This window comes from Polymorphospora rubra (assembly GCF_018324255.1).
GTDB classification, from domain to species: Bacteria; Actinomycetota; Actinomycetes; order Mycobacteriales; family Micromonosporaceae; genus Polymorphospora; species Polymorphospora rubra.
This window is the reverse complement of the sequence record NZ_AP023359.1, coordinates 5,652,888-5,670,732: the sequence shown is the minus strand read 5'-3', so window position 1 is coordinate 5,670,732 and position 17,845 is coordinate 5,652,888. Positions and strand designations below refer to the sequence as shown.

The window sequence follows — 17,845 nt, the reverse complement described above, 5'->3', positions numbered from 1 at the left end:
CACAGGCCGCGACGGACGACGAGAAGAGGAAGCCATGACCATCACCACCACCCCGGCGGTACGCAATGCCCGGCGGATCGCGGACATCGACCCGAACGCCGCGAAGCTGGCCCGCAAGTACCGTCTGCTGGAGCCGAGGCAGGAGATCCCGGAGCTGTTCCAGCGCCGGGACGTGCACCCGCCCCGGTTACAGGAGGTGTTGATCGACAACTGGGACACCTGCTACGCCATCCGGCTCAGCGACGCGAACCGGGTGATCGAGCGGGAGGCCAAGTGGCCGGCCACCTTCCAGCAGGTGATCAACGAGAAGAAGAACTACGGCCTGCACGGCGACTTCGGCGTCTGGCAGATGAGCCGGGGCGGCAGCGGCGAGATCGTCTACCTGAAGGTGCGGATCACCAGCGGCGTGGTCACGTACTACACCGACGACTTCTCGCTGGACGACGCGACCGCGTACGTGGCGGTCAAGCTGCGGTATCTGCCGCAGGACGGCGCCCGGGCGGCCGAGAACCCGGCGGTGAGCACGGACAACCTGCGGGTCAACACCCTGTCCAGCACCGACGACGACCCGCCCGCCTCGGTCCGCAGCCTGGTCCTGTCCTGGGATCCGGACGAGGACGAGATGGCGCTGATGCTGGGCGCGCTGAACCAGTGGTTCAACAACCACCTGGAGGCGTTCACGCACGTGTTCGCCAGCGTGGACCTCAACGCGAAGGCCGCCGACGACCAGTTCCAGTGGCTGTCGCCGACCTCGCACGGGTACGCGTACCAGAACGGCACGGACGACGAGAGCAGCTATTTCGGGGTCCTCTGCATGACCCAGAACAACCCGGACACGAACCTCAACTGGTCGCTGCCGTCCGGGGCGATTCCGGCCGGTAGCCGGGCCGGCTTCACCATCAGCCTGGCCCGCTTCCTCAGCAACGTGGTCAAGCCCGGCCTGCCCAAGTCCTTCGAGGACGCGACCGACTCGTCGTTCCGGCTCAACGACAGCCAGAACGTCATCGAGAACGTCGGCAAGCTGAAGATGAAGGCCGTCCGGGTCGGCGCGATCGACTACACGCCGTACGTGAACTCCTTCGTGCTCCAGGTCGTCGGTGAGGAGATCCAGATCCGCACCCTCGCCAAGGTGGACATCAGCCCCGGAATCCGGGCGGTGATCGACACGACGACGTACCAGAAGCTGATCGTGGTGGACAAGCCGGACGGCACCCAGACGCTGGACTACGAGCAGAGCCGGGACCCGTACGTCTTCCACACCATCGAGACCGACATCGGCATCGAGATCATGCAGTGGGTCATCGTGCTGGCCGCCGCGGTGGCCTCGGCCGTCGCCGGCGAGGTCATCGAGAAGGTCAGCCAGAAGATCGCGGCCTGCATCGTGATCGCCATCGTCGCCGGCCTGATCGAGCTGACCATCAAGCTCATCGAGGACGTGATCGGCGGCAAGGCGGCCGAGTCGCTGCCCCCGCTCAATCTGCTCGCGCAGAACGCGACCGCCCCCATCACCTGGCCGCGCACGTCCGGCTTCCAACTGGACAAGGCCCGCCTGATCGGGTCGTTCCAGCTCGGCGGCGAGTACGCCATCAAGTGACCGCGCTCCGGGGCGGGCGGCACGGGCCGCCCGCCCCGACGCGGTGCGAACCACGGAGACAGGAGACTCGCCATGATCAGCACCTACGGTTGGGACACCGTCGACGTGGTGGACGTCGACGAGGTCAACGCCGCCCTCGCCACCGCCGGGAGCAAGGTCGTCGAGGACTTCGACATCGGGTACGACGGTGCCACCGCCGCCCGGGCGTGGGGCCGGTTCGGCGCCTGGCGGGTCGCGTCGGGCGGCTCCGGCGACCTGCTCGACCTCACCCTGCCGATCGCCGACGGCACGCTGTGGGTCCGGGTACGCGACGACGAGTACGAGACCGACCTCTCCGGCGTCTCGGTGGTGCTGCGGGTACCGCTGGAGATCGTCGACGAGCAGCCGTCCGCGCGTACCCGGGGCCTGCGCCTCGCGCTACGCCAGGTGGGCGACGGGGACGGCGACGTCTCCGTGGTGACCGTGCTGGACCCGCAGGGCCGGCTCGACCCCGACGACCGGGCCCGGCTGGGTCACCTGATCGCCACCTGCCTGGTCGAACGGCGGGCCGCGGTGTCGTTCGCGTTCGCCACGATCGACCTGGTGCCACCCCACACCGACAGCTGGCTGGCGCCGGTGCGGTCCGGCCACACGCTGGTGCGCCAGGGGCGTACCAGCCGTAGCTTCCTGGCCGTGCTGTCGGTGACCGGCGACCGGTCGACCGCCGGCCTCGACCGGCACGTGGACGACGCGATCATCCCCGGGGACGGGCAGCGGCGCGGCTTCGCCGTCTCCGCGGACCTGTTCCTGGCGAACGTCGTCGCGCCGGTGCTGCCGGCCGCGTACGGGGGCGGTCCCGGGGACTACCGCCTGGACCCGCAGACGCACTCGCTGCGCAACCGGCGGGACATCGCGACCCACCCCGTCACCGTCGGGGCGATCACGTACACGCCGGTGCTGACCGGCCTGGAGGTCGTGGCGGTCGCGGACGCGGTGCAGACCTACGTACGCGGTACCTGCGACCTGAAGGCGGGCATCACGATGAGCTTCGAGGTGATCGCCCGCAACCCGCTGATCTTCGACCCGGTGACCCGGGACATCGCGTTCGCGCCGGATCCGCGGCCGTCCGGCACGCACCAGACGAAGATTCCCTGGTATTTCTTCCTGCTCGGGCTGATCGCCGAGGAGATCACCGAACTGGTGGTGCAGCAGATCGCCAAGGAACTGGCCAACGCGCTGAACACGCTCGCCGGCCAGGGGCTGACCATCGCCCGTACGCCCCGCGCGGTCCGGTGGGCCGGCGCCACCGACCTCGACGTGACCACCGCCCGCCTGGACGGTTCTCTCTGCCTGCGCGGCACGGTCTCCCGGCAGCCGGCAACAGTCGAGGCGGCGTGAGCGGGACCGCCGGCGCGGTTCAGACGACCTTCATGTCCGTTGCCGACCAGATAGGAAGATCAAGGTCGCAGGCCGCGGGAACCCGGAGGTTCTCCGGGAGCGACTCCAGATCGAAGAATCCACCACCTCCGAGGTCGACGGTGTCCCCGATCCTGGCCTGCCCGCCTTCCGGGATGGTGATGGTCTCCCCATCCATCGTCGTCCCTTCGAAAAAGGCGAGCCGGAACTTCAGGTGCACCACGGGCGTGTCCGGCGGCTGAACCACGCAGACGCAGCCGTCCGTCACCACCAGGGTGGCGTCCTTCATGAGGGCTTGCATGTAGACGCGCTCACCGACGACCGTGATGAAGGCCGCCGCGGGAGGCGCGGCCGGCGCCGTGGTCGGAGACGAGGTCCGCCCCCGGGCGCCGCGCAGCCGACCGAAGCCAGCATCGCCAACACTCCGGACAATCCGAGAAGCCGCCGTACGTAGCTCATACAACGATCGCCTCCGCCGAGAAAACCCGTCATCCATCGAAGACGCCCCGTACGTTGCGTTGCGGCCACGATACAGAACGGCGCGGAATGTTCACCACATACGTTCGGTCGCAAGGTGGGCGGTCTGCCGACTAGAGCACCCGGGTGATGCCCTCGGCGGCGACGCGGGCGTCGAGGTCGGCGCGGTCGAGGTTGGCGCACAGCACGATCGACGCCCCGGCCGACAGCGGCGCGAGCAGCCACTTGGCGGGCTCCTCGTGCCGCGCGACGTCCACCAGGACCCGGTCTCCCCGGCGTAGGCCCCACATGGCGGCGAGTTCGCCGGCAAACCGGGCCCACTCCTCATAGCTCGTGCCGTCCGGGCTGGCCGGGTCATCGCCCCGGATCGCCTGGTACGCCGGCGGGACGTCCGGATAGCGACGTACCTCGGCGGCGTAGTCCCGGTAACCGCCGGGCACCTCGTCCAGCGCGGCGCCGTCGGCCGCGAGACCGAGCACGAACCGGTGTCGCGCCGCCGGCACCGTCTCCAGCCAGCTGTCCAGCCGACGCCGCGCCACGAACACCGCGTCCAGCGGCTCTTCCGGGCTCGCGTCGAGGGGTGCCAACCCGGCCGACGCCCAGGGCCGGAACGACACGGTGATGCCGGCGGACCAGGCACCCAGCAGCACGGCCGCGGTCTGCCAGTGTGGAGGCAGCAGGACGGCGACCCGGTCACCGGCGGTCAACCCGCAACCGTCGCGCAACATGCTCGCGGTCCGGGCGGCCCAGCCGCCGAGCGCCGCCGCGCTGAGGTCGGTCCGCTCGCCGGTGGCACCGTCGAGATAGGTCAGCAGCGGGCGGCCGACTCCCGGGTCGTCGGCGATCGGCGGGGCGTGGGCGGCGCTCGTCGAGTGCATCCGGCAACTCCCGCGTCGGCGGCCAGTGGTCCGGCCCACCCTATCCCGGGTCGGAGGCCTCAGGTCCTCGAGGTGAAAGCCGCCATGATGCGGCTGCCGACCGGGTTGCCGGCGTTGTCGAAGCAGATGACGTCGAGTTCGGCGTCGGTGCCAACGTGCGTCCAGGGCTGGGCCAGGTTGCAGTAGTTCGGGCCGGGTCCTTCGGCGACCACCTGCGCGTGGGTCTGTTCGACGCCGAGTTGCGGATAGCGCACGGTGAAGCGGCCGGGCGTGACGGTGCTGATCGTGTTGCCGCCGACGCCGGTGACGCTGTTGTGGTTCGCGTCGTACCGCCAGTGGTGGAAGTAGCCGAAGTTCTGCGGTGTGCCGAGCGACGCGGTCACCGACCGGCCACGGTGGTAGGACAGGGTGAAGTCGCTCCACGTGACCCTGCCCTGCTGGTCGTAACAGGTGACCTCGGCCAGAATGTCGGTCCCCTCGAACATCCAGTTCGTCACCTTGCACCGGCGCGGGACCGCCTGGCGTTGCACGGCGGTCACCTGCACGTTCCCGGCGGGGATCGCGGCGGCTCCGACCCGGTACAGCCGGACCTGATAGGTGCCGGTCGACGAACGCCCCGCCAGGACCATGCCCTGGAGCGAACTGTGCGAGTGCACGACGCGGTTCTCCTGGTCGCGGTAGTGCAGGTAGGCGTAGGTGGTGGCGGTGGGCGCGTAGCTGACCCGGTAGGTCCACATGACGGAGAAGGCGGTGTCGGTGAGAACACCCCCGGGGGCGCGGCACTGCACGAGGACGATCTGGTCCGGCGTCACCTCGTACCACTGGATGACGGCGCAGTAGTGGCCGGCACTGTTCACCGGGGTCACGTGCGCGATCCCCAGGCTGCTCGACCCGATGCGCGGAAACCTGACCTGGAACACCCCCGTGCTGACCTTGCCGCCCTCGGCCCAGAGATCGGGCGCCGTGGTCTTCCAACTGCCCCACTGGCGGGTGGTGTCCAGCGTGGTCCACGACGCGACGGTGGGGTCGGTGACGAGCGCGAAGCCCCAACTGTTGGCGACGGCGGCCCGGGCCGGACCGGCGACGCCCGGCACGAGTGCCGCGACCAGCGCCACGACGAGGACGAACGGGCGCAGTCGCATGGCCACTCCAATCGAAACTGGTCGATTGGACGCTAGCATCGCGACCGCCGACCGTCGACACCCACGATCCTCAGATGGAGAACGGGCATGCCGATCCCGTGACCACGGCGGTGTCGCCCACCAGCGGTACAGTCGCCGATCATGACCGAACCGACCTCACCCGGCTGGGACGCCATCGACGCCGCTCTCGACCGCCGCTATCCCGGCGTACGGCCGCTGCACCACGCCTCCGGGCTGCCGTACGCGGCGGGTGGCCGGGACCCGCTCGACGGCATCAGCCTCTACCCGCGCGACGACCACTGGCACCTGGTCGGCTACGGCATGTCCGACCTGCACGAGAAGAGGTCGCCGGACGAGGAGGAGTCCGGGTGGGGCTTCGAGTTCACCATCCGGGTCGCCCGCGCCGCCGGTGACGACGAGCCACCGACCTGGGCGCTGAGCTTCATGCAGAACCTGGCCCGCAACGTGTACGCCCGTCAGGCGCCGTTCGTCCCCGGCAGCCACCTGCAGGTGAACGGGCCGATCTCGACGGCCCGGCCGGACACCGCGATCCGCGCGGTGGCGTTCGCCGAGGACCCCGAACTCGGCACCATCGACACGCCGCACGGAACGGTGCAGTTCCTCCAGATCGTCGGCCTCACCCCGCAGGAGTACGCGGTCATCGACCGGTGGGACGCGCGGCGACTGCTCGACGCACTGCGTCCGTCACTGCCGCTGCTGGTCACCGACCTCGACCGGACCGACCTCACCGCCGATCCCGGCGTCGCCGCCGTCATCGAGGAAGGCGTACGGCGGGACGGCTCCTCCAGGGCGCTCATCCCGGCGAAGAAGGCGAACTGGCGTATCGAGGACGGCGTCACGACGGTGACCCTCGACGTGGCCGCCGCGGAGCATGCCGGTCGCCTGCTGCCACTCCGGTTGCCGTACGGCCGCGACCTGACCGTGAACCCCTTCGACAAGGGGGTGAAGTTCGGGCCGGGCGAGGAGTTCGCGGCCGCCCCCGGGCGCTTCGACGTTCTCGGGATACGGCTGCCCGCCGACGCGGCGACCGAGGTCGCCACGGCGCTGCGATCCGGCGCGGGCACCTACCGGCCGGCCGGCACACCCGGCCTGCAGCTCCGCGTCGCCCCGGCCACCCGCCGGTTCACGTTCCCTCCCCCGGCCTGACCGGCGACCGGGGCGGTTCAGCGTACGGCCCGGCGCCACCGGTGGGCGGGGCCACCCCGGGGTCATTCTGAAGTGGACACAACCTACACTTCGCCGGTGATCAACAAGAAACGCGCAACAATCGTCCTTATCGGACTGTTGGCGGTGACCATGTTGGGTGGTCCGGCACCGGCCCTCGCGGAGGAGGAGCCGCCGGCCGAACCACCGAAGGTCGAGCTGGTGCTCGACGTCAGCGGTTCGATGCGGGCCGATGACATCGACGGGCGCAGCCGGATCTCCGTGGCCCAGCAGGCGTTCAACGAGGTGGTCGACGCGCTGCCCGACGAGACCCAGCTCGGCATCCGGGTGCTCGGTGCGACGTACCCGGGCAACGACAAGGCGAAGGGCTGCCAGGACACCCAGCAGATCGTGCCGGTCGGCCCGGTCGACCGGGTGCAGGCGAAGGCCGCCGTGGCGACGCTGCGGCCGACCGGGTTCACCCCGGTCGGGTTGGCCCTGCGGGAGGCCGCCAAGGACCTCGGCACGGGCACGACCGCCCGCCGGATCGTGCTGATCACCGACGGCGAGGACACCTGCGCCCCGCCGGACCCCTGCGAGGTGGCCCGGGAGCTGGCCGCCCAGGGTACGAAGCTGGTCGTCGACACGCTGGGCCTGGCCCCGGACGAGAAGGTACGCCGGCAGCTGCTCTGCATCGCCGAGGCCACCGGCGGCACGTACACCGCGGTGCAGCGCGCCGACGAGCTGACCAGCCGGATCAAACAGCTGGTCGACCGGGCGAAGGACACCCACACCGCCGCGCCGGCCGTCGTCGCCGGCAAGTCGGCGTGCGACGGCGCCCCGCTGCTCGCCCCCGGCGTGTACAGCGACCGGGCGGCGTTCTCGGAGCACCGCTGGTACCGGGTGCCGGTCCTGCCCGACCAGGAGCTGCGGGTGTCGGTCAGCATGGCGCTGGACCGGCCGGTCAACCCCGACTACGCGGTGCTGCTGCGGGCCACCGCCACCGACGGGCGGGAACTGGTCCGCGGGGTGGACGCGGGCAGCGGCCGTACCGACGTGGTTTCCGCGGGCCTGCGCTGGTCGGGGGGTGAGGAGCCGACGGACGAGGCGTCGCCGACGCCCGACACCGGCACCACCGTCGAGGCCACCATGGTCTGCCTGGTGGTGAGCAACGCGTTCGCGCCGCGCCAGGGCACCCAGGCGACCCCCGGCATGCCGGTCGAGCTGACCGTGGACGTGGTCGCCTCCTCGCCCGCCCCGACAGCGCCCGACCTGGGGCGGGGCTGGGTGCTGTTGGTGCTGCTGACCGTGGCGGGCCTGCTCACCGGACTGGTCACCGGCCTGCTCACCCGCTGGTGGGTAGCCACCTGGAGGGAGAACCGATGAGCACCCCGACGATCCGCACCGCGGCGGCACTGACGGCCGCCGGCCTCGTCCTGCTGGCCGTACCCGTGCCGGCGCAGGCCGCGCCCACCCCGTCGCCCGGTGCCACCCCGGTCACCCGCGCCGGTACGTCGTTCCTGACCGCCACCGGCATCGCCGCCGGGCAGCCGGTCCGGGTGGACGCCGCCACCGGCGACTACCTGTACTGGTCGTTCCCGGCCGCGGCCGGCGAACGGCACGAGATCACCGCGACCGTGTCGTTCCCGGATTCGCGCACCGGCCCGTCAACCTGGACGGTCGAGGTCTTCGACGGGCTGCGCCGGCGGCAGTCCTGCACGGCCGGCGCGCAGACGCCCACCGCCGACGCGTCCGCCACCAGCGTGGCGCTCGGCTGCGCGCTGCGTCAGGTGCGGTCCTGGGCCGAGCCGTGGTCGGCCGACCCGCTGCCCGGGACGTACTACGTCCGGTTGTCGGTGACCGAACTGCCGGAGGCCGACCTCGGCCTGCCCGTCGACGTGGAGCTGCTGGTCAGTGCCGATGCCAGCGGCTCGCGTGACGACGGCGAACTGAAGGCGCCGCTGGTGCCGAACACCAAGGCCGGTGCGGTGCTGAACGCCGAGCCGGTGGCGCAGCAGGAAGAGGAGAACGGGACCGGATTCTTCGACTGGCTGCCGGACCTCGGCTCGCGCTGGGTCTGGAGCGCGATCGGCGGCGTCCTGGCCGCCGTCGCGGGCGTGGTCGGCTTCGCGCTGACCCGCCGTCCCCGCCGGCCGTGACCGGACCGGCCGGTGGCCGCCGGGTGGCGGCCGCCGGCCGGTCGCGGGTCAGTCCTTCGAGGTGAACGTGGACAGGAAGCGCTGGTCGATCGGCAGGCCCGCGTTGTCGTAGCAGGCCACCCCGACCTCGGCGGTGGGGCCGAGGTGGCTCCACGGCTCGGCGAGGTGGCAGTAGTCGGACCCGGTGCCCATCGCCACGACCTGCGCGTGGGTCTGGGCGAGGGCGAGGAGCGGGTAGCGGACCCGGTAGTAGCCGGGCGCGACGGTGTAGATGGTGTTGACGCCCATGCCGCCGCCCGGGTTGTTGTAGTTGGCCTGGCTGACGAACGGGAAGTAGTAGCCGAAGTATCTCGGCGGGGTGAACGAACCGAAGACGGCGCGCTGCCGGTGGTAGGACAGGCTGAAGGCGGTCTCGGTCGGCTTGCCGGCCGAGTCGTAGCAGGCGACGTCGGCCGCGATGTCCAGGACGTTGAACGCGTACCAGTCACTGATTTTGCACCGGCGGGCGGCGCCGGCCGCGTCGATGGCGGTGACCTGGACGTTGCCCGCGAGCCCGAGCGCCGAACCGACGCCGCTGAGCTTGACCCGGTAGCCTCCGTTGCCCATCGGTCCGATCGACACCGGGAGACCGGTGGAGTTGTACGTCAGGACGTCGTCCGGCGAGGCCGCCCGCAGGTACGCGTACGTGCCGCTGTTGGGCGGGGCGATTCCGGAGCTGACGGTCCACAGCACGGCGAAGGCGGTGTCGGCGGGGCCGCCGCCCGGCGCGAAGCACTGCACCTCGACGATCTCGTCGGGGCCGGCCTGGAACCATCGCACCACCGTGCAGTAGTTCCCGTTGGAGTTGATCGGGGTCACGTGCACGACCCCGTCCGAGCCGGCGCCGACCTGCGGGAACCTGACCTGGAACCGGCCGGCGCCGAGCTTGCCGCCCTGGGCCCACCCGGGGAAGCTCGCCTTCCAGGAGCCCCACTGGCGGTTGGTGTCCAGCGTGGTCCAGGCCGGGACGTTCGGGTTGTCGACCAGGGCGAAGCCCCACCGGTCGGCGGTGGCGGCCCGGGCCGGCTCGGCGGTGCCGGGTACGACCGTCGCCAGCGCGGCGACCAGGGCGACGATGAGGGCGAGTGGACGCAGACGCATTGCCCCTCCTATTGAAAGCCATCAATTGGAGTGTCATGCTCGCACCTCCCGACACCAAGGAGCGCAGGATCTCGTACCCGGTCAGCATGGTGCGGATTGTGTCGAGTCGCCATCCGACCGCGAGCCGGCGATCAGGCGGCGGCGGGTTCGGGCCGGCGATCAGGCCGCGGCGGGTTCGGGCCGCAGCGCCGGACCGAGCAGCAGCCCGCCGTCGAGGACGAATTCCGATCCGGTGGCGAACGCGGCCTGCGGCGAGGTGATGAAGAGCAGCAGATCGGTGATCTCCCGGGGCTCGGCGAGCCGTGGAACGGCGAAGGCGTCCGGCGAGTAGGACTCGATGATCGCCGGCCGCCCCGGCGCCGGGGGTTCGTTGATCAGCGGGGTCGAGACGACGCCGGGGTGGATGGAGTTGACCCGGATGTTGTCGCGCCCCAACTCGATCGCCGCGGTCCTGGTGAGGCCACGCACCGCCCACTTGCTCGCGACGTACGGCCCGAAGAGCGCGGTGCCACCGTGGGCCATGGTCGAGGCGATGTTGACGATCACACCTCCGCCTCCTCGCCGCATCGACGGCACGACAGCCTTGATGCCGAGGTAGCTGCCGGTGAGGTTGACGGCCAGCGTGCGGTCCCAGACGTCGCGGTCGGTGTGCTCCAGCGGCACGGCCGGATTCTGGATGCCGGCGTTGTTGACCAGGATCGACACCGGCCCGAAGCGGCCCTCCGCGGCGGTCACCGCCGCCGTCCAGTCCGCCTCGTCGGTGACATCCAGCCCGACGTAGTGGGCCCGGTCGCCGAGTTGGGCCGCGAGTTCGCGCCCGGCAGCCTCACGGACCCCGGCGATCACGACGTTGGCACCGCGCTCGTGGTAGGCGCGCACGTGACTGGCACCCATACCTCCGGCGCCTCCGGTGACGAGCACGGTCGAGTTGTCGAAGCGCATGACGCGGTCCTTCCCGCAGGGCGATAGTGAGTCGAGTGACTCGCCTCGCCAGGCTAGCCACCGCTCGCGAGGTGAGTCAAGTGACTCACCTCGCAGTAGCGGCATAATGGTCCGGTGACCACGGAGCCGTCGACCTACCACCGCCGGATGGCCGAGCAGAAGCGGGCAGCCATCATCGAGGCCGCCACCAGACTGTTCCTGCGGTCCGGCTACGGCGGCGCGTCCCTGGCGAAGATCGCCGCGGAGGCGGACGTGTCGAAGGCGACCCTGTTCAAGCAGTTCCCCACCAAGGCGGCACTGTTCGACGCGATCGTCACCGAATACTGGAAGATGGAGGACGAGCAGAAGCTCATGCCCGCGGTGGGCGACCTACGGGGCGGACTGACCACGATCGGCGGCCGATACGTCGCACTGCTCACCCGCCCCGGGATGGCCGACCTGTTCCGGATCGTCATCGCCGAGGCATCCCGCTTTCCCGAACTGGGCCGAACCCAGTTCGAGCTCGGCAAGATGCCCTTCTTCGACTCGGTCTGCCGATACCTGCGGGCCGAGGCGGCCGCCGGAACCGTGCAACTCGACGATCCCGAGCTGGCGGCCACCCAGTTCCTCGGCATGATCTCCGACTACGTCTTCTGGCCCCGCATGCTGTTGGTCAACTGGGCTCCCGGCAAGGCGGCGATGGCCCGCGTCGTCGAGGAGGCCGCCCGCACCCTGCAGGCCAGATACGCCGTCGGGCCACACGGCGGACACTGACGCCGGTTCAGCGGCGGCGACGTCGGCGTGTCGGCTCCGGCCGGGCCTGGTCCCGCCCCGACGTCTCCGGCCTTTCGGTACGGGTGGGATTGCCACGTACCAGCTCGTCGTGGATACGCCAGCGGGCCGTGCCGAGGGCCCGCTCCGCCGCCTCGTCGCGCTGCTCCAGACGCTGCCGCAACAGCCGCATGGCGATACCGCGGTTGAGGCCGAACTCCCGCTCGGTGTCGACCACGACGACGATCCCCGACGGCCGGTGGGTCGCCCGTACCGCCGTGCTGGCCTTGTTGCGGTGCTGGCCGCCGGGACCGCCGGTGCGGCAGGCGACGACGTCGACGTCCGCCTCGACGAACGTCGTACGCGGCACGTCGACCCCGCAGGGGCGGGCGGTGACGTACCAGTTCTTCCGGCCGACGCCGGCCCGGTAGGGGCTGGGGGCCTGCCAGCACAGGGTTCCGGTCCACGACTCGGCGAACGCCTCGGCGCCGGGCCCGGAGATCTCGACCAGGACCGACCGGTAGGTGCCGGGCCGGTCACCGGGCACGGTCTGCGCCCGTACGGTCGCCAGGCCCTGCCGGACGGCGTCGGCCTCCAGGCGGCTCAGCAGCTCCACCAGCGCCCAGGCACACTCCTGCGGGCCTCGCCCGGCCGACATGAGCAGGTGGACGCTCACCGCCGCCCCCGTCCGCGGCGGTGGTCCCGCCGGTCCCGGTACGGCGCGGCCCCCGGCTCGGCCGTCTTGTAGGTGACCAGCGGCACCGTGGTGGCCACCGGCGTGGCCAGGCCGTGGTCGACGAGGTCGCCGATCACCTGCTCGATGCGTTTGTAGGCCGTCGGCGCCTCCTCGAAGAGGAGCTGACGGTCGCCGCACACCACCAGCGACCCCACCGGCGTACGGCGCAACTCCTCGACGGTGTGCTTGGCCCGGCCGCGGCGCAGGGCGTCGGCGCGCGACATCTTGCGCCCCGCGCCGTGCGCCACCGAATGGTTGGCGTCCGGCCCGGCGTGGGCGGCCACGAGATAGGACGGCGTCCCCCGCGTACCGGCGATCAGCACGTCGCGGCCGTCGCCCGGGGCCGCCCCCTTGCGGTGCAGGTAGCCGCCGTCGCGGACCTCGACCAGGTTGTGGCACTGGTCGACGACCGGCGCGGTCGGCTCGGCGCCCAGGGCGTGGGCGACCCGGGCGGCCATCAGCCGCCGGTTGAGCGATCCCCACCGTACGGCGGCGTCGTGCATCGCCAGGTAGGTGGCGGGATCGGGGGCGGGGCCCGCACCGTGGACCTCGGTGTGCGCCCGCAGGATCCGCTCCCCCAGCCCCCGCGAGCCGCTGTGGACGACGAGGACGAGATCGCCGGCGGCGAGCCCGAGCCGACCCGCGTGGTCCGGTACGAAGACGGTCCCGATCCGGGCCAGTTCGACGAAGTGGTTGCCCCGGCCGACGGTGCCGAGCCCCTCGACGTGGCCGGCCGGGATGTCGCCCTCGACGACGGCCCAGGCCGGGTCGTCGGCGTCCCGTTCGGGATCCAGCGCGCGGTCGAGGTCGGGGAACCGGGCGGCGAGCTTCTCGGGTACGGCGCGCTTGAGCCGGAGCGGGAAGACGGCGATGCCGCACCCGATGTCGGACCCCACCAGGAACGGATACAGCACGGTGGACGTCATGGCGGCACCGATGGGGGCGCCCTTGCCGGGGTGCAGGTCCGGCATGCCGGCGACGTGGATCATGCCGTCGAGGGCGGCGACCTGGTGGCACTGCGCGACGGCGTCGGACTCGATCCAGCTCGTCGGCGAGGCGAAGACGGTGACGGTGGCCGCGTCGGACCGCGGCCGGGACTCCTGGGACAAGGACGTTCTCTTTCCGGGGAAAGGCATGGACGGACGGCGACACGCACGCGAGGGCGCCGGTCGGCGCGCCGTGCGGTGGCGGAGAAACAGGGTGCGGTCCGTCAGTACGTCATGGGCAACACCTTCGCCGACCCCACCGCCGTACGGCAAGCGGTTTTCCGCCGGTACGGTCGCCGGGGTGCGGCCGGGGCCGATCCGGGTGTCGGGGCCGTCGGGGAGCTGGCCGGGAATTCGGTGGCGCACACCGGCGCCGACGGTGTTGGCTGGCAGCCGCCCCGGCCGGGGTGGCCCGCGCAGGGTAGGGAGCTTGCATGATCGTCGTCTCCGCCGCCTCCGGCGCGCTCGGCCGGCTCGTCGTCGAACGACTGCTGACCCGGCTGCCCGCCGATCAGGTCGGCGCCGCCGTACGCGCCCCTGACCGGGCCGCCGACCTGGCCGCGCTCGGCGTCGACGTACGGCACGGCGACTACGACGACCCGGCGAGCCTGCGGTCGGCGTTCGCCGGCGCGCGGCGGCTGCTGCTCATCTCCTCGCCGGAGCTGGCCCCGGACCGGCGGATCCGGCAGCAACTGGGCGCCGTCGAGGCGGCCGTCGCCAGCGGGGTACGGGCCGTCGCCTACACCAGCTTCCTCGGCGCCGACCGCGACGGCGGGGGACTGAACGCCGCCCACCACGCCACCGAACGGGCGATCGTCGACAGTGGACTCGGTTACACGATCCTGCGGCATCCGTTCTACACCGAGGCGTTCGTCAACGCCGGGCTGCGGGCGGCGGCCGAGGCGGGCCGGCTGGTCAGCGGCACCGGCGGGCGGGGCCTCAACACCGCGCTGCGGACGGATCTCGCCGAGGCGGCGGTGAACGTGCTGACCGACGACGACCACCTGGGCCGGGGCTACGACCTGACCGGACCGCTGTGGACCTACCCGCAGCTCGCCCGGGAACTCGGGGACGTCACCGGCACGAAGGTCGAATACCACGAGGACGCCGGGGCGGCCACCGGGCCGATGGCCTTCCTGGAGGGCCTGGCCCGGGCCGGGGCACTGGAACGGCAGACCGACGACCTGCGCCGGGTGCTGGGCCGGCCGCCGACGAGCCTGCGCCGGGCCGTGCAGGACGCGCTCGGGCGGGTCGACTCGTCCTAGGGCGCCTCCGCGATCGTCCGGCGCAGCTCCCGTTTGAGCACCTTGTGGCTGGGGCCGAGCGGCAGCTCGGCGGCGAACCGGATCAGACGCGGATACTTGTGCCGGCCCAGCCGCTCCCGGGCCCAGCCGACCAACTCCTCCGCGTCCGGCCGCGGATCCACCGCGGGGTCCGGCACCACCACCGCGCAGATCTCCTCCCCGTGCACCGGGTCCGGTACGCCGATCACGGCGACCTGGGCGACCGCCGGATGCCGGGCGAGCACCTCCTCCACCTCGCGCGGGTAGACGTTGAATCCGCCCCGGATCACCACGTCCTTGGTCCGGTCCACGATGGTGACGAAGCCATCGGCGTCCCGGGTGCCGAGGTCGCCGGTGCGGAACCAGCCGTCGACGACCGCCTCCGCGGTCGCCTCCGGACGGCCGAGATATCCGGTGAAGACGTTGTGCCCCCGGATCACGATCTCACCCAGTTCACCGGCCCCGAGCAGCTCGATCCGTTCCGGGACCTCCGGACGGGCGATCTCCACCTCGACGCCCCAGATCGGGTGCCCGACCGTGCCGGCCCGGGTGCCGTACGCCGGCTGGTTGGTGGTCGCGGTCGGTGAGGTCTCCGACAGCCCGTACCCCTCGAAGATCGTGGTGTCGAAGGCGGTGTTGAAGCGTTCGAGTACGGCGACCGGCAGCGACGCGCCGCCGGAGACGCACAGCCGCAGCCGGGGCAGTTCGGTACGGCCGGCGGCGGCCTCCAGCAACGCGATGTACATCGTCGGCACGCCGTGGAAGACGTCCACCCGTTCGCGGGCCATCAGCTCGAGCGCGGCCGGTCCGGTGAACCGGGCGAGCAGCACCAGGGTGCCGCCGATGCGGAAGGTGCCGTTCATCGCCACGGTCTGCCCGAAGGTGTGGAACAGCGGCAGGCAGCCCAGCACCACGTCGGTGGTGCGGGCGTCGTTGGCGTCGAAGACGTTCACCATCGCGTTCATCACCAGGTTGAGGTGGCTGAGCACCGCACCCTTCGGCTCGCCGGTGGTGCCGCTGGTGTAGAGGACCACCGCCGGGTCCTCGGCGGCACGGGAGGCGTACGACGGCACCGGTGCGAGTCCGGCGCACAGGTCCTCCAGCCGCCGGACCGGCGTCGCGGGGCGCTGGGCGGGTACCGGCGGTGGCACCGCGCCGACGGTGACCAGCGGGATGCCGGCCCGTTCGGCGGCCGCCGCGCCCATCGCCAGTTGACTGCCGTGGCAGACCAGCAGGTCGGCCCGGCTGTCGCGGAGCACGTAGGCGGCCTCGTCGGCGGTGAGCAGCAGGTGGACCGGGACCACGACCGCGCCGGCGGCGAGTGCCGCGTAGTAGGCGCGCGGAAAGTCGACCACGTTCGGGGCGAGCAGGGCCACGGTGTCGCCGGGCCGTACGCCCAGCTCGCGCAGGCCGGCCGCCCAGGACCGGGCCGTGCGCCACAGTTCGGCGTACGTGACCCGGGTTTCGCCGTCGACGACGGCGACCTTCGTCGGATGCCGCCGCGCGGACTCGGCGAGCACGGCGGCGAGCGAGAGGCTGGTCACGACTCCTCCGCGAAGTGGAGCCGGCTGACCGTCTCGGCCACGCAGACCGGCCGGTCGCCGCCGTCGGTCTCCACGGTGACGGTCTTGACGACCTGGATCCCGCCGGGTACGGCGGTGATCGAGTCGATGTGGAGGCTGGCCCGGATCCGGCCGCCGGTGCGTAGCGGGGCCGGGAACCGTACCCGGTTCAGGCCGTAGTTGATGCCCATCCGCAGCCCGTCGACCCGGTAGACGTCGCGGACCAGGGCCGGCAGCAGCGACAGGGTGAGGTAGCCGTGCGCGACGGTGCCGCCGAACGGTCCGGCGGCGGCCCGTTCCGGGTCGACGTGGATCCACTGGTGGTCGTCGGTGGCGTCGGCGAAGAGGTCCACCCGGTCCTGCGCGACCGGGTGCCACCGTCCTGGGCCGAGGGTGGCGCCGACCGCGGCGGCGAGTTCGTCGGCCGATCCGAAGGTTCTCACGCCAGGTGTCCTCCGAGCTTCGTGTAGCCGCGCAGCAGGTCGCGGGAGATGATCAGCCGTTGCATCTCGTCGGTGCCCTCGAAGATGCGCAGCAGCCGCACCTGCCGGTACCACCGTTCGATCGGCAGTTCCCGGGTGTAGCCCATGCCGCCGTGGACCTGCATCACCCGGTCGACCACCCGGTTGACCATGCCGGCGCCGTAGAGTTTCGCCATCGACGAGGCGTGTCTCGGGTCGAGTCCGGCGTCGACGGTCCAGGCGGCGCGCAGCACCAGCCAGCGGGCCGCCTCCAGTTCGGTTTCGGAGTCGGCGAGCATCCAGCCGATCGCCTGGTTCTCGCCGATGGGTCGGCCGAAGGTGTGCCGGGTGTTCGCGTGGTCGATCGCCATGGCCAGCGCGCGTTCGGCGATGCCGAGCGCGTGCGACGGGATGACGTACCGGCCCTTGCCGATCCACTGCATGGCGAGGGCGAAACCCTGGCCGATCTCGCCGAGGACGTTGCGTGCCGGTACCCGGACGTTCTCGAAGATCAGCGAGGCCGGTCCGCCCTCGCCCATGGTCTGGATGAACTCCGAGCGCCAGCCCATGTCCCGGTCGACGAGGAAGGCGGTGCTGCCGCCCCGGCGGACGTCGCGGTCGCGGTCGGTGACCGCGATGACGATGGCGAAGTCGGCCTCGTTGCCGCCGGTGATGAAGGTCTTCTCGCCGTCGAGGATCCAGTCGTCGCCGTCGCGGCGGGCGGTGAGGCGGATGTTGGCCGCGTCGGAGCCGGCGCCGGGCTCGGTGATGGCGAAGCAGGAGCGGCGTTCGCCCTCGATGGTGGGCAGCAGGTATTCGCGTTTCTGCCCGTCGTCGGCGTGGAAGAGGATGTTGTCCGCCTCGCCGCCGAAACGGAACGGCACGAAGGTGCGCCCCACCTCGGTCCAGATCAGCGACTGGGTGACGGCCGGCAGGCCCATCCCGCCGTACCCGTCGGGGGTGTCGAGGCCCCAGAAGCCGAACTTGCGGGCCCGCAGCTGCAACTCGCGGAGCTGGCCGGGTTCCAGGCCGGGCAGGTGGGCGCGTTCGCGGCGGAGCAGCTCCGGTTCCAGCGGCATGACCTCACGGGTGACGAACTCCCGGGCGGTGTCCCGGATCGCCCGTTCGTCGTCGCTCAGTGCGAAGTCCACGGTCTCCTCCTGAGATGGTCGTCGG

17 protein-coding genes are annotated in these 17,845 nt (G+C 71.7%); 7 read left to right on the top strand and 10 right to left on the bottom strand.

All coding sequences use genetic code 11. The features are described from left to right. Positions 1 to 34: 34 nt before the first annotated feature. Both Prubr_RS25675 and Prubr_RS25670 read left to right on the top strand, forming a co-directional pair. Complete coding sequence (locus Prubr_RS25675; protein ID WP_212817494.1) at positions 35 to 1,594, top strand: TULIP family P47-like protein; 1,560 nt, start codon at positions 35 to 37, stop codon at positions 1,592 to 1,594. A gap of 72 nt (positions 1,595 to 1,666) precedes the next feature. Further along, complete coding sequence (locus Prubr_RS25670) at positions 1,667 to 2,971, top strand: TULIP family P47-like protein (protein ID WP_212817493.1); 1,305 nt, start codon at positions 1,667 to 1,669, stop codon at positions 2,969 to 2,971. Between the two features lie 19 nt (positions 2,972 to 2,990). On the opposite strand, the gene Prubr_RS25665 is transcribed toward Prubr_RS25670, so the two are convergent. The 3 genes from Prubr_RS25665 to Prubr_RS25655 form a co-directional block, all read right to left on the bottom strand. Further along, a complete protein-coding gene (locus Prubr_RS25665) occupies positions 2,991 to 3,278 on the bottom strand; it encodes a hypothetical protein (protein ID WP_212817492.1) in 288 nt (95 codons plus the stop codon). Positions 3,279 to 3,579: 301 nt separating this feature from the next. Next, positions 3,580 to 4,344 (bottom strand): TIGR03089 family protein, encoded by a 765-nt coding sequence (locus Prubr_RS25660; protein WP_212817491.1) that lies wholly within the window; start codon positions 4,342 to 4,344, stop codon positions 3,580 to 3,582. A gap of 59 nt (positions 4,345 to 4,403) precedes the next feature. Further along, positions 4,404 to 5,486, bottom strand: coding sequence for a hypothetical protein (locus Prubr_RS25655; RefSeq protein WP_212817490.1), 1,083 nt, complete (start codon positions 5,484 to 5,486; stop codon positions 4,404 to 4,406). Between the two features lie 141 nt (positions 5,487 to 5,627). On the opposite strand from Prubr_RS25655, the gene Prubr_RS25650 reads away from it, so the two are divergent. The 3 genes from Prubr_RS25650 to Prubr_RS25640 all read left to right on the top strand — a co-directional run bounded on the left by Prubr_RS25650 (position 5,628) and on the right by Prubr_RS25640 (position 8,809). Next, complete coding sequence (locus tag Prubr_RS25650; protein WP_212817489.1) at positions 5,628 to 6,653, top strand: suppressor of fused domain protein; 1,026 nt, start codon at positions 5,628 to 5,630, stop codon at positions 6,651 to 6,653. Between the two features lie 150 nt (positions 6,654 to 6,803). Beyond that, positions 6,804 to 8,036 (top strand): VWA domain-containing protein, encoded by a 1,233-nt coding sequence (locus Prubr_RS25645; protein WP_212828516.1) that lies wholly within the window; start codon positions 6,804 to 6,806, stop codon positions 8,034 to 8,036. Beyond that, the gene (locus Prubr_RS25640) at positions 8,033 to 8,809 is read left to right on the top strand and encodes a peptidase (protein ID WP_212817488.1); all 777 of its coding nucleotides are present in this window, start codon (positions 8,033 to 8,035) and stop codon (positions 8,807 to 8,809) included. The genes Prubr_RS25645 and Prubr_RS25640 overlap by 4 nt, the downstream gene beginning before the upstream one ends. 48 nt (positions 8,810 to 8,857) lie before the next feature. On the opposite strand, the gene Prubr_RS25635 is transcribed toward Prubr_RS25640, so the two are convergent. Both Prubr_RS25635 and Prubr_RS25630 read right to left on the bottom strand, forming a co-directional pair. Next, complete coding sequence (locus Prubr_RS25635; protein ID WP_212817487.1) at positions 8,858 to 9,949, bottom strand: hypothetical protein; 1,092 nt, start codon at positions 9,947 to 9,949, stop codon at positions 8,858 to 8,860. A 159-nt stretch (positions 9,950 to 10,108) separates the two neighbouring features. Beyond that, complete coding sequence (locus Prubr_RS25630) at positions 10,109 to 10,891, bottom strand: SDR family oxidoreductase (protein WP_212817486.1); 783 nt, start codon at positions 10,889 to 10,891, stop codon at positions 10,109 to 10,111. Positions 10,892 to 11,005: 114 nt separating this feature from the next. Here Prubr_RS25630 and Prubr_RS25625 point away from each other — a divergent pair, with 114 nt between their 5' ends. After that, a complete protein-coding gene (locus Prubr_RS25625; protein WP_246567635.1) occupies positions 11,006 to 11,644 on the top strand; it encodes a TetR/AcrR family transcriptional regulator in 639 nt (212 codons plus the stop codon). Positions 11,645 to 11,651: 7 nt separating this feature from the next. On the opposite strand, the gene prfH is transcribed toward Prubr_RS25625, so the two are convergent. Next, entirely contained in the window at positions 11,652 to 12,317 is a 666-nt protein-coding gene (gene prfH, locus Prubr_RS25620) for a peptide chain release factor H (RefSeq protein WP_212817485.1), read from the bottom strand. Further along, positions 12,314 to 13,486, bottom strand: coding sequence for an RNA ligase RtcB family protein (locus Prubr_RS25615; protein ID WP_246567633.1), 1,173 nt, complete (start codon positions 13,484 to 13,486; stop codon positions 12,314 to 12,316). The genes prfH and Prubr_RS25615 overlap by 4 nt, the downstream gene beginning before the upstream one ends. 311 nt (positions 13,487 to 13,797) lie before the next feature. Between Prubr_RS25615 and Prubr_RS25610 the strand changes: the two genes are divergently transcribed. Continuing rightward, positions 13,798 to 14,628: an NAD(P)H-binding protein gene (locus Prubr_RS25610; protein ID WP_212817483.1), complete on the top strand. Its 831-nt coding sequence runs from the start codon at positions 13,798 to 13,800 to the stop codon at positions 14,626 to 14,628. Here the strand turns inward: Prubr_RS25610 and Prubr_RS25605 are convergent. Genes Prubr_RS25605 through Prubr_RS25595 form a run of 3 tightly spaced genes read right to left on the bottom strand, consistent with a single transcriptional unit; the run spans position 14,625 to position 17,820 of the window. Beyond that, complete coding sequence (locus tag Prubr_RS25605) at positions 14,625 to 16,190, bottom strand: long-chain-fatty-acid--CoA ligase (protein ID WP_212817482.1); 1,566 nt, start codon at positions 16,188 to 16,190, stop codon at positions 14,625 to 14,627. The two genes, Prubr_RS25610 and Prubr_RS25605, sit on opposite strands and share 4 nt — an antisense overlap. Further along, positions 16,187 to 16,651, bottom strand: a complete 465-nt coding sequence (locus tag Prubr_RS25600) for a MaoC family dehydratase (protein ID WP_212817481.1) — start codon at positions 16,649 to 16,651, stop codon at positions 16,187 to 16,189. Before Prubr_RS25600 ends, Prubr_RS25605 begins: the two co-directional genes overlap by 4 nt. Next, positions 16,648 to 17,820: an acyl-CoA dehydrogenase family protein gene (locus tag Prubr_RS25595; protein WP_212817480.1), complete on the bottom strand. Its 1,173-nt coding sequence runs from the start codon at positions 17,818 to 17,820 to the stop codon at positions 16,648 to 16,650. Before Prubr_RS25595 ends, Prubr_RS25600 begins: the two co-directional genes overlap by 4 nt. Positions 17,821 to 17,845: the final 25 nt, after the last annotated feature.

What these genes read in the sequence shown, in the direction of transcription:
- Prubr_RS25630 (WP_212817486.1), bottom strand. Translation starts at nt 10,891, where the DNA reads ATGCGCTTCGACAACTCGACCGTGCTCGTCACCGGAGGCGCCGGAGGT.
- Prubr_RS25670 (WP_212817493.1), top strand. Translation starts at nt 1,667, where the DNA reads ATGATCAGCACCTACGGTTGGGACACCGTCGACGTGGTGGACGTCGAC.
- Prubr_RS25665 (WP_212817492.1), bottom strand. Translation starts at nt 3,278, where the DNA reads ATGAAGGACGCCACCCTGGTGGTGACGGACGGCTGCGTCTGCGTGGTT.
- Prubr_RS25650 (WP_212817489.1), top strand. Translation starts at nt 5,628, where the DNA reads ATGACCGAACCGACCTCACCCGGCTGGGACGCCATCGACGCCGCTCTC.
- Prubr_RS25645 (WP_212828516.1), top strand. Translation starts at nt 6,804, where the DNA reads ATGTTGGGTGGTCCGGCACCGGCCCTCGCGGAGGAGGAGCCGCCGGCC.
- Prubr_RS25655 (WP_212817490.1), bottom strand. Translation starts at nt 5,486, where the DNA reads ATGCGACTGCGCCCGTTCGTCCTCGTCGTGGCGCTGGTCGCGGCACTC.
- Prubr_RS25610 (WP_212817483.1), top strand. Translation starts at nt 13,798, where the DNA reads ATGATCGTCGTCTCCGCCGCCTCCGGCGCGCTCGGCCGGCTCGTCGTC.
- Prubr_RS25635 (WP_212817487.1), bottom strand. Translation starts at nt 9,949, where the DNA reads ATGCGTCTGCGTCCACTCGCCCTCATCGTCGCCCTGGTCGCCGCGCTG.
- Prubr_RS25640 (WP_212817488.1), top strand. Translation starts at nt 8,033, where the DNA reads ATGAGCACCCCGACGATCCGCACCGCGGCGGCACTGACGGCCGCCGGC.
- Prubr_RS25675 (WP_212817494.1), top strand. Translation starts at nt 35, where the DNA reads ATGACCATCACCACCACCCCGGCGGTACGCAATGCCCGGCGGATCGCG.
- Prubr_RS25660 (WP_212817491.1), bottom strand. Translation starts at nt 4,344, where the DNA reads ATGCACTCGACGAGCGCCGCCCACGCCCCGCCGATCGCCGACGACCCG.